The 2,528-nt window shown below is 46.0% G+C and carries 1 protein-coding gene and 2 pseudogenes; all 3 read left to right on the top strand.

What is annotated here, in order from left to right:
- Positions 1–813, top strand: a pseudogene (locus KXR87_RS23360) (type VI secretion system Vgr family protein); the annotation flags it as partial.
- The gene (locus KXR87_RS23355; protein WP_437434559.1) at positions 813–1,640 is read left to right on the top strand and encodes a DUF4123 domain-containing protein; all 828 of its coding nucleotides are present in this window, start codon (positions 813–815) and stop codon (positions 1,638–1,640) included. The pseudogene KXR87_RS23360 and the gene KXR87_RS23355, both read left to right, overlap by 1 nt.
- A 10-nt stretch (positions 1,641–1,650) precedes the next feature.
- Positions 1,651–2,528 (top strand): annotated as a pseudogene (locus KXR87_RS23350) (hypothetical protein); the annotation flags it as partial.

The following is a 2,528-nucleotide window of genomic DNA, read 5'->3' as shown; positions in this document are numbered from 1 at the left end:
CTGCGACAAATACGGCCGCGTGCGGGTGCGCTTTCACCAGGACCGTTACCACGGCAACAGTGAAGACAGCTCCTGCTGGATACGGGTCTCCCAGGGGTGGGCGGGCGCCGGGTTCGGCAGCCTGGCCCTGCCCCGCGTCGGCCAGGAGGGATTGTCGACTTTCTGCACGGCGACCCGGACCAGCCTGTCATCACGGGGCGTCTGTACCATGACGTGAACCGCGCCCCCGGCCGTCTGCCGGACACGAAGACGCAGATGACCATCCGCTCAAAAACCTACCGGGGTGACGGGTTTAACGAACTGCGCTTTGAGGATGCGACGGATAATGAAGAAATTTATGTGCATGCGCAGAAAAACATGCAGGTGAAGGTGCTCAACAGCAAGGACGTACGAATAGATTACGATCGGACAGTGAGCATTGGCCATGATGAATCACTGGTGGTAGCCAATGACCGTAAAGTCACGGTGGACGGCAGGCAGGACCACAAGACGACCAGAGACCATGTGAGTCTGGTGGAGGGCAATCATGGTCTGGAAGTCAAAGGCGACCTGGCGCGGAAGATAGCCGGTGCACTGGGGATCGACGTTCAGGGCGATATTGTTCTGCAAAGTAACAGTAAAATCAGCCTCCGCGTGGGAGGTTCGTTTGTCGTGATACATGCAGGCGGCGTCGATATTAAGGGGCCAAAAATTAATCTGAATAGTGGCGGCAGTCCGGGAGAAGTAATACTGCCGATGCGCCCCGTCATTCTCAAAGCTGCCGCAGGAAGCGGCACAATGTTTGTTGCACATTGCCCGAAGGAGGATCAGTAATGGAAGCCGTACGCTATGCCATTGTCGATGGTGCCGTTGAAGAAGGGTTGCTGGAATTTCTACAGAAAACCAGTCCCCCACATTGTTGCCTGTTTTCTCCTCCTGTCCAGCCAGACCTGACTGAGATAGCGCCTTACCTGATGGAAGTTACACCGGAAGTAGCCGGGTGGCTGACGGAAAAAGAAACCCCCTGGGGAATATATTTTTATTCGTGCAATAAAATTCATTTGTTAGTACAGCACTTCCGCCATTATCTGTGGGCTAAGATACCAGAACAAAGCAAGCCCGCATTATTTCGCTTTTATGATCCACGTAACATCTGGACACTGGTTAATGTACTGACTCCATTTGAACTGTACAAATTTATTGAACCAGTTACTAAAATAATTACTCATTATTCAGAAGAAAGGCGGGAGGATGATTTTTCGGTATTCCGCCAGTCAGGAAAAAGGAAAATTACCGGAGAAAGTGATGCGACACTGACCTTCTCTCAGCGACAATATGAGCTATTGAACAGACAGGCACAAAAAAACTACATCAAAAATCTTGAGATATATATAAAAAACTATCATACAGAGAAAGGCTCTCCTTATCCGAGCGGGCGCGACAACGATTGCGCTGAGCGTTATTTTGATTTCTGCCATTCATTGAACATAAATGATGACAGATCTATTAGAGGTATGATTTATTTATTACTGGAAAATAAAATCTATCACAAAGCTGACATTCCACATGAATGGACTGACATGTTAAATAATAATGAAGTGGCAGCACACCGACAGGTTGAAATGTTGCTTCTAAAGGAACTCGGTTTTTTCCCTCAATAAGGAAGCTATTATGTCAAAACCATCATCGACTGCCGGACAAGCCTGTGTCGAGTGCGGTATACCTGACCCATGCCTGATGGATGTGATTACTGATTTTCCTGAAAATAAAGAACATCATATCTGGTCGAAAGAGGGAAAAGTTCATTTTGAACTGCTGGATGAAGGAGACGGATGTGATGGAACCATCACTATCGAGAGTAAATGCGACAAAAGTGGGTGTCCGGAAGCATGGCTGGAAGAGTATAAAGCGGGGGCGTCTGAATCGTTAAGTGCTGATGAAAAGCCAGAAAAAGTCATACTGTATTACGGAGGAAAGAAAAAAGAATTAAGTATAGTCGATTCATTCAGAAGTCCGTGGGAATATCTCAGTTCAGTTACCCACCCCGGAAAAATTTTTGATGAACCAGCTCATTATGCAGTTGTGGTAAATGGCTGTCACGAGTGTGGCAGATATGTTGAAATTGATGTCTATCCGACGATTGAAATACGTTTTACGGTTGGGTTAAGCTATGACCTTATTTCATCACGCAGAGAGCGAACTATCAAAGAACGCCGTGACGAGCAAATAAAATCCCGACAAACCATGGATAATACGCAGCCAAAAAATAAGAATAAATTACGTAACGGCTGGACGTATAAAACGGCTCAGTTTGAGTTGATGAATAAAACTGCACTGAACGTGGATTTCGGATTGAAAATTTGCAATAAAGAATTTACACATGAGTATGAGGAAGAAATAAAAAAACTGCGCAGAACTAAAGCACTTGAGCAGTTAAATCGGGCAGATCAGTTAGTTGATAACCTCAACACTTATTTTGCTCCTGATCCAGAAAATGGAAACAAGACACGAGAATATGCTGTATTTTCATTTAAAGCAGAGCCACTGAA

This window comes from Yokenella regensburgei, assembly GCF_051486985.1.
Classification (GTDB): domain Bacteria; phylum Pseudomonadota; class Gammaproteobacteria; order Enterobacterales; family Enterobacteriaceae; genus CBFFRJ01.
This window is presented reverse-complemented; position numbering and strand designations above follow the sequence as displayed.